This window comes from Lactobacillus sp. UMNPBX6 (assembly GCF_002553975.1).
Taxonomy (GTDB): domain Bacteria; phylum Bacillota; class Bacilli; order Lactobacillales; family Lactobacillaceae; genus Lactobacillus; species Lactobacillus gallinarum.
In genome coordinates, this window is sequence record NZ_PCZD01000071.1 from 1 (window position 1) to 7,752 (window position 7,752).

The window sequence follows — 7,752 nt, forward strand, 5'->3', positions numbered from 1 at the left end:
TATTAGCTTACAACATGGCATATTGCCTAGAACGATTTAACTAGCACCACGCGTATTTAAATCGAATTAATCCATTTATTGATAAAGACATCATTAAGGTAATTACTGGCATTCGTCGTAGTGGGAAATCAGTTCTACTGCAACAAATTCAGATGAATTAGTGGATCGTGGAAAAGATAGAGCTAATTTCATTTACATTAACTTTGAAGACTTACAATATGAATCCCTGCTCAATTATCAAACACTTAATAAAGAATTAGTTAAACGAATTAACCAGATTGATGGCAAAGCTTATCTTTTCCTTGATGAAATTCAAAGAGCTAAATCCTGGGAAAAAACAATTAATTCTTTACGTGTAACTTATAATTGCGATATTTATATTACTAGATCGAATTCTCAACTGTTATCAGGAGAATTAGCAACTGAAATTGCTGGTCGATATGTTGAAATTAAGGTTTATCCTTTTTCATTCAGTGAGTTTTTGGAAGCAATTAATTCTGATCGGCAAAACTTAGATCGTGATTTTGCTACTTATGTAGAAATAGGTGGAATGCCTTTCTTGTCACTGATCTATTCTGATCAGCAAGCATGTGATACGTACCTGCAGGATATTTATAGTTCTGTAGTTCTAAAGGATATTGTTGATCGTCATGCAATTAGAAATGTAGATCTACTTAGAAGAATAATCAGCTATTTAAGCAGTGAAATAGGGCATCCTATTTCAGCTACAGGTATAGCTAAATTCCTTAAGAGCGAGCACAGAGGTAGTTCTGCGGATACGATTATTGACTATATTTCATACACTTGTGATGCATATTTATTTACGCGTGTTCCTAGAACCGATCTACGTGGCAAAGAGAATCTTAGAGTTAATGATAAATACTACATTACCGATCATGGCTTACGACAAACTATTGTTGGCAATAATCAGCAAAATATTGATCAAATTCTTGAAAATATTGTCTTTATTGAGCTTTTACGTCGTGGATATCACGTTTCGGTTGGACTAAATGACAAAAAAGAGATTGATTTTGTAGCTCAAAAAGGTAGTGATAAACGCTACTATCAGGTGACTTATATGTTGGGTAGTCAGACGACGATAGATCGAGAATTTGGTGCGTATGACGGTATTGCAGATAATTATCCTAAATATGTACTTTCGATGGATAAATTTGATATGAGTCGTAATGGGATTATTCATCAAAATATTATTGATTTTTTATTGGAAAAGTAAAAAGGACTAAGTTCAAATTTCGAACTTAGTCCTTTCTTTATCTATTGTTTTTCATCTAAAAGTTCAGTACCCACAAGAAGATAATGAATACGAAGAACAGTACCCACATCATCGGGCTGATTTCCTTACCACGCTTAGCTGCAAGCATGCAGATTGGGTAAGAAATCAGCCCCCATGACAAACCATCAGAAATTGAGTAGGTAAGTGGCATACCTAAAATAATAAGGAATGCAGGAACCGCAATTTCTAACTTGTTCCAGTGAATATGAGCAGTATTTTGTGCCATCAAGACACCAACGATAATCAAAGCTGGTGCAGTAACTTGACTAGTGAACACGCCCAAAAGTGGACTGAAGATCATTGAGATCAAGAAGAAGATTGCTACAAAGACGGCAGTCAAACCAGTTCTACCACCAACGGCAATACCGGCACTTGATTCAACGAACGCACCAACTGGTGAAGTACCAAGAATTGAACCAACAGCCATCGCACTTGAGTCGGCAGCTAAAGCTTTACCAACACGTGGCATCTTGTTGTTCTTCATAAAGCCGGCTTGTTGAGCCAAACCGATCAAAGTACCAGCAGTATCGAAGAAAGTAACAAGTAAGAAGGTTAAGACAATAACCCACATTTGAACGGAATTAATATCCTTAACGTGGAAGATAGCTTGACCAAAAGTTGGAGCCAAACTTGGAGCCGTTGAGATCACCTTGTGTGGCAATGTAATTTGACCAGTACAAATACCGAAAATAGCGGCCAAAACCATACCGATGAAGATCGCACCTGGAACGCCCAAAATCATCAAGATAACAGTTACAAGCAAACCAAAGATCGTGATCCAAACAAGTGGATCGTGAAGTGAGCCTAAGCCAACCAAAGTTGATTTATTTGCGACGATTAACTTACCGTTTTGTAAACCTAAGAAGGCAATGAACAAACCGATACCTGATGAGATAGCAAACTTTAAGTCAGCTGGAATTGAATCAATGATCTTCTCACGTAATTTGAACAGAGTGATCAAAATAAAGATGATTGATGCAACGAAAACGCTGGCTAAAGCAGTTTGCCATGAAACATGCATCCCCACACAAACGGTGTAAGCGAAGAATGCGTTAATACCAAGAGCAGGAGCTTCACCAATTGGGTAGTTAGCAACAATACCCATGATTGCAGTACCAAGCGCACTGGCTAAAGCAGTAGCAGTAAAGACAGCACCTGTGTTCATGCCACTGGCACCTAAAACGCTAGGGTTAACAAACAAAATGTATGACATACTAATGAAAGTAGTCAAACCAGCAATAAATTCGACTTTAATGCTGGTATTGTATTTATCTAGTTGAAAATATTTCCTAATAAAATTCATAAAACTCTCTCCAAAGAATTGTTCGTGTTTTTGCTTTCTGAAAGCAACTATTATACTTTAGCATTCATAATTAAATTTGTAAACACGAATTATTGTCAAGAGATCATACTGATTCATTATAATTTGCTGTACAGAGATAGACTTTAAGCACCAAATTACTTTCATTATCAGTTTTTTAGCATTATTCTTAATTACATAGATTAAAGAGATTAGGGGTGAAAAAATGTCCGCAAAACTTATTTTTTCAGATATCGATGGCACATTAATTAACGATGAATTGAAGGTAACGCCTAAAACGCGTGATGCAATTAGGCATCAGATTATTGCTGGCAATATCTTTATACCAGCTTCAGCTCGCCTGCCTAAGGGAATTATGACAGCGGTAGGACAGATCCTGACAGTCTTTCCGATGATTGCCTATAATGGCGCATTAGCACTAGATGAAACAGGCAGAGCATTAATTACGCGTTTTTTTAATGCAAAAGAAGCAGCAGAAATTTGCCATTATGTTGAAAAGCAAAATAATGGCTCGGCTTGGAATATCTATAGCGGCTATGTGTGGTATTGCGCTAAAGAAAAGAGTCCGCTGGTTGAACATGAAGAGAAAATTGTCAATGTTAAGGCCACTCCGGTTACTGTTGATCAAATTGAGCAATTGCAGGGCGTACACAAAGCTTTGATCATGGGCAAACCAGAAGAACTTGATCGTATGCAAAAAGAATTGATTAAAAAATTCCCAGATTTGAGCTTTGTCAGATCCTCAAGAACACTACTAGAAGTCGTACTAAAAGGCGTAAGCAAGGCCAGTGCAGTAGCAATTTTAGCGAAAGAATACAAGGTACCACTAAAAGATTGCATTGCTTTAGGTGATAACTATAATGATGAAGAAATGCTGGAAGAAGTAGGTCATCCAATTTTAATGGGTAATGCACCCGCAGAATTAAAAGAGAAGATTGGCTTAGATCATGTGACGCTCGATAATAATCATGATGGAATTGCTGAAGCGTTGGCAGAATTTGAATAAAGAAAAACCGCATAGAATTTCTATGCGGTTTATTATTTCCTGGGAAATTATGCTTCGATTTGGATATCTGTTGGCTTTTTCCAATCTTCAGGAAGCTTTCCCATTTCTTTTAATTTGTCTGTGATTTGATTCAAGACTACTTGCCTGTCGGCTGGATTAGCCATGAAATCTAGTTTATCACCATCGATTTCCATCTTTGGTGAGTAATCGTAATTCTCATACCAAGGCTTGTAATAGCGAAGCAGACGCTTATAGTAGTCTTCTAGAGTTGAGTCATAACTCAATTGTTCATATGGACGACCACGCTTTTTAATCCGTTTAATCATGGTGTCATATGAAACATTAATATGAACAAGCAAATCTGGATTCTTCTTAGGCATTCTTTCAAGCTCGTTCATCATATTGTGCAGAAGTTCATAGTAAGTATCCACTTCTTCTGAGGTTGCACGACCAATGTCAGCGTTCATTTGGAAGAAGAGCGCATCTTCGTAGATAGAACGATCGAGTACATTATTATCTTCAGTAAGAGCATCTTTAATGCTGTGAAAACGCGTGTTTAAGAAGTATACCTGCAATAAGAAAGCATATTTCTTAGGATCAGCATAAAAGAGTGGCAGAACTGGATTGTCGTCAACACTTTCATAAAATGGCTTAGTACCTAAATATTTGGATAAAATACCTGTTAAACTGGATTTCCCGGCTCCAATTGGCCCGCTTAAAACAATAACTGTCATCACGTTCCTTCTTTTTATTCAGTCTTATAAGTTACCGATTTCGTGCAACTTCTCATCAATTTCCTTCAATACTTCTCTTTGGGCATCCATGCTAGAAACAAAATCAAGTTTGTCACCATTAATAGCCATCTTAGGAGAAGCATCATATTGTTCATACCAAGGCTCATAGTATCTGAGCAATCTAGCGTAGTAATCCTTCAAGCCTGGATCTGTGCTGATTTGTTCAAATGAACGACCACGCTTTTTAATGCGCTTAAGCATGGTATCAAGTGAAACATGGATGTAGATAAGCAAATCAGGCTTCTTGCTTGGGTTGCCTGGCGTATCTTCCATCATGTTTTCAAGCAAGTCATCATAGATCTTAAATTCTGTAGGATCTGCGACCTTGCTGTCAGCGTTCATCTTGAAGAAAAGCGCATCTTCATAGATAGAACGATCGGATACGCTGTTCTTATCTTGAATAGCTTGATTGATTTGAGCTAAACGGTGGTTAAGCAAATAAGTGTTAAGTAAAAAAGTATAACGCTTCATATCCTTATAATAAAGCGGCAAAACAGGGTTATTATCAACGCCTTCGTAAAATGCTTGTGTACCTAAGTGCTCTGCTAAAATACTGGTTAAACTGGATTTCCCGGCTCCAATTGGCCCGCTTAAAACAATAACTTGAATCACATTCTTTCTTAAATACCAGATATTGGACAATTAATAAGTTTAATACAAGATATTGTGGCACACAAGCTCTTTTTTAATTCTGTTTCACACGAAAAAGTCAAGGGTAGAAATGAAAAATCGGATAGGAATGAAACATAATTCAATTAGAGCAGAGAAATTATAAAAAATGAATTATACTTCAATATTTAGAGCAAAAATGCGATTTAGTGAAGTATAATTCACAAAAATAGCTAGGTCTTCTACGATTGTAGAAAGCCTAGCTTTTCATTTTTAGGGATAAATTGTTATTTAGTTCTTGTATTTGTTATTTAGTTCTTGAGCTGCAGCCTTATCAACGATGATAGTTACATCAGGATGTTTTTGCAAAATTGATGCAGGAACTTGTTCAGTAACTGGTCCTTCGATCATTTCTTTGATTGCTTGTGCTTTCTTTTCACCGAAGGCCATTAATACTACTTTTTTGGCTTGCATAATGTTGGCATTACCCATACAAATTGCACTCTTAGGTACTTCATCTTCGTTGTCGAAGAAACGTGAGTTAGCTTTGATTGTATTTTCAGTCAACTTAACTTCATGAGTACCAATGTCAAATGGAGTGCCAGGTTCATTAAAGGCAATGTGACCGTTACGGCCGATACCTAATAGTTGCACGTCAATTGGATTATCTTTGATAATTTGATCGTATTCTTTGCAAGTAGCAGCAACATCTTTAGTCATGCCGTCTGGAACGTAAGATTTCTTGAAAGGCTTTTTGTCGAATAAGTGCTTGCGCATGAAGTAGTGGTAACTTTGAGGATTATCAGGTGTTAAGCCAACATATTCATCAAGGTTAATGCTAATTAAGTTTGAACAGTTAAGATCACTGTTAGTAAAGTTTTGATAAAGAGTTTCAGGGGTAGAACCGGTAGCTAAACCTAAAACTTTAGCACCATTTTTGATTTCATTTTCAAAAATCTCGAATGCTTTTGCTCCACCTTGAATTTTGTTTTCAGTAACAATAATTTTCATTTTAAAACCCTCCTTTACTGGTCTAGTCCATTATAAAATGGAATAGACCATTTTGTCAATTGGTAAAATGAAAATCACAGAACTATGTTAAAATTTGAGTAAAGGAAGTGAATACGGATGGATTTTGAAAAGTTAACAGGCTTAGGTATAGGTACTTGGGGGATTGGTGAAGATCCCAAAAATAAAAAAGATGAAATTGCGGCCATTCGCTATGGTTTAGATAATGGCTTGAACATTATCGATACAGCAGAAATGTATGGTGATGACAAAAGTGAAGAGCTGATAGGCGAGGCAATTAAAGATTACGATCGTGATAAATTGTTTTTAATTTCAAAATTCTATCCCTATCATGCGACTCCTGAGCTAGAGAGAAAGAGTCTGGAAGCTAGCTTAGAGAGATTAGGTACTGATTATTTAGATTTATATTTATTGCATTGGCGCGGTAATCATCGTTTATCAGACACGATTCGCGGTTTGCAAGCTTTGCAAAAAGAAGGATTAATTCGTCACTGGGGCGTTTCTAACTTTGATACGTCTGATATGAAAGAATTATTTAGTGTGCCTGGTGGAACAGAATGTTTTGCTAACGAAGATCTCTATAATATTAAGGAACGAGGCACAGAGTTTGATTTGCAAGACTGGCAAACAGAGCATGGCGTCAGCTTTATTGGTTATTCTCCGTTTAATTCTGGAGCAGGAGACACGATTAGAATTACGCAGAATTTGAAGATCGTGGCTCGCGATCATGGTGTAACACCGCATCAAATTATGCTTGCTTGGACTTTGCGCAATGGCAATGTGTTGGCCATTCCAAAAAGCAGCAGTATTAAACACATGAAGGAAAATATTGCTGCTCAAGAAATAAAGTTAACTGATGACGAGTTAAGGTTAATTAATAGTGATTTTCCAATTCCAACGGAGAAAACTCCTTTAGCGGTAATTTAAGTAAAAAATAAAAGACTTGTTTCATGTGAAACAGGCCTTTTTTGCTGAGAAAAAATTCTGACTATGGTTTAATTAGTAGTATCTTTTTAATGAATTGGGGATAAAAATGAGACGAGAAGAAACGAGACGCATGACCATTACTGCAGTTTTTGCAGCTATTTTGATCATGCAAACTTTCGTACCGAATATTGGTTATGTGCGAATCATTCCGGCCTTGCCTGCAATTACCACGATTCCGATGACAATTGCGATTTATGGTACTTTGATGGGTCCTAAGGCAGGTTTAGGATTTGGATTATTTTGGGGAATTACCAGATTAATCATTGCATATACGCAACCTGGAGATATGGTCAGCTTGATGCTGTTCCAAAATCCAGTAATTTCTGTTGTGCCTAGTGTTTTAGCAGGCTTTTTCCCAGGCTTAATTTCCAAAGCAATGGGCAAAACCAATTATGCCAAGTTAGGCTACATTTTGAGTGGAGCAGTAACTTCATTGACCAACACGATCATGGTAATTTTACTGACAAGTATTTTCTTTATGCATGATCCAGCTAGTCTGCTTCATTATTTAGGCAACTATAATTCTAGCACGCCGCTGATTCTGATTTTGATTACAGCGCTAGGTGCAAATGGTGTGATTGAAGCAATCTTCACTGCATTAGTAGTGCCGGTGATTGTTACACCACTTAATTTAGTGTTGAAAAGAGCGTAAAAAACGTGTCTGGGAAAAAACTAATTCCTAAGACATGAAAAAAGAACGATGATTTCCTTT

8 protein-coding genes are annotated in these 7,752 nt (G+C 36.9%); 4 read left to right on the forward strand and 4 right to left on the reverse strand.

Translation table 11 applies throughout. The features are described 5' to 3' along the window. Positions 1-160: 160 nt before the first annotated feature. Positions 161-1,234, forward strand: coding sequence for an ATP-binding protein (locus CP357_RS09040; protein WP_233187250.1), 1,074 nt, complete (start codon positions 161-163; stop codon positions 1,232-1,234). 55 nt (positions 1,235-1,289) lie between these two features. On the opposite strand, the gene CP357_RS09045 is transcribed toward CP357_RS09040, so the two are convergent. Next, complete coding sequence (locus CP357_RS09045) at positions 1,290-2,597, reverse strand: NCS2 family permease (RefSeq protein WP_098037119.1); 1,308 nt, start codon at positions 2,595-2,597, stop codon at positions 1,290-1,292. 223 nt (positions 2,598-2,820) lie between these two features. Here CP357_RS09045 and CP357_RS09050 point away from each other — a divergent pair, with 223 nt between their 5' ends. Then, positions 2,821-3,621: a Cof-type HAD-IIB family hydrolase gene (locus CP357_RS09050; protein WP_098037120.1), complete on the forward strand. Its 801-nt coding sequence runs from the start codon at positions 2,821-2,823 to the stop codon at positions 3,619-3,621. A gap of 47 nt (positions 3,622-3,668) precedes the next feature. Here the strand turns inward: CP357_RS09050 and CP357_RS09055 are convergent, their stop codons facing one another. The 3 genes from CP357_RS09055 to nagB all read right to left on the reverse strand — a co-directional run bounded on the left by CP357_RS09055 (position 3,669) and on the right by nagB (position 6,035). After that, positions 3,669-4,355, reverse strand: a complete 687-nt coding sequence (locus tag CP357_RS09055; RefSeq protein ID WP_087176287.1) for a deoxynucleoside kinase — start codon at positions 4,353-4,355, stop codon at positions 3,669-3,671. A gap of 24 nt (positions 4,356-4,379) precedes the next feature. Continuing rightward, positions 4,380-5,027: a deoxynucleoside kinase gene (locus tag CP357_RS09060; RefSeq protein ID WP_098037121.1), complete on the reverse strand. Its 648-nt coding sequence runs from the start codon at positions 5,025-5,027 to the stop codon at positions 4,380-4,382. Between the two features lie 288 nt (positions 5,028-5,315). After that, positions 5,316-6,035 carry a glucosamine-6-phosphate deaminase gene (gene nagB / locus CP357_RS09065; protein ID WP_098037122.1) on the reverse strand — a complete coding sequence of 240 codons (720 nt, stop codon included), beginning with the start codon at positions 6,033-6,035 and terminating at the stop codon, positions 5,316-5,318. 117 nt (positions 6,036-6,152) lie between these two features. Here nagB and CP357_RS09070 point away from each other — a divergent pair, with 117 nt between their 5' ends. Further along, entirely contained in the window at positions 6,153-6,980 is an 828-nt protein-coding gene (locus CP357_RS09070) for an aldo/keto reductase (protein WP_098037123.1), read from the forward strand. A gap of 106 nt (positions 6,981-7,086) precedes the next feature. Continuing rightward, the gene (locus CP357_RS09075; protein WP_098037124.1) at positions 7,087-7,692 is read left to right on the forward strand and encodes an ECF transporter S component; all 606 of its coding nucleotides are present in this window, start codon (positions 7,087-7,089) and stop codon (positions 7,690-7,692) included. Positions 7,693-7,752: the final 60 nt, after the last annotated feature.

Coding starts and splice junctions, on each gene's coding strand:
- CP357_RS09045 (WP_098037119.1), bottom strand. CDS start 2,597: ATGAATTTTATTAGGAAATATTTTCAACTAGATAAATACAATACCAGC.
- CP357_RS09050 (WP_098037120.1), top strand. CDS start 2,821: ATGTCCGCAAAACTTATTTTTTCAGATATCGATGGCACATTAATTAAC.
- CP357_RS09055 (WP_087176287.1), bottom strand. CDS start 4,355: ATGACAGTTATTGTTTTAAGCGGGCCAATTGGAGCCGGGAAATCCAGT.
- nagB (WP_098037122.1), bottom strand. CDS start 6,035: ATGAAAATTATTGTTACTGAAAACAAAATTCAAGGTGGAGCAAAAGCA.
- CP357_RS09070 (WP_098037123.1), top strand. CDS start 6,153: ATGGATTTTGAAAAGTTAACAGGCTTAGGTATAGGTACTTGGGGGATT.
- CP357_RS09075 (WP_098037124.1), top strand. CDS start 7,087: ATGAGACGAGAAGAAACGAGACGCATGACCATTACTGCAGTTTTTGCA.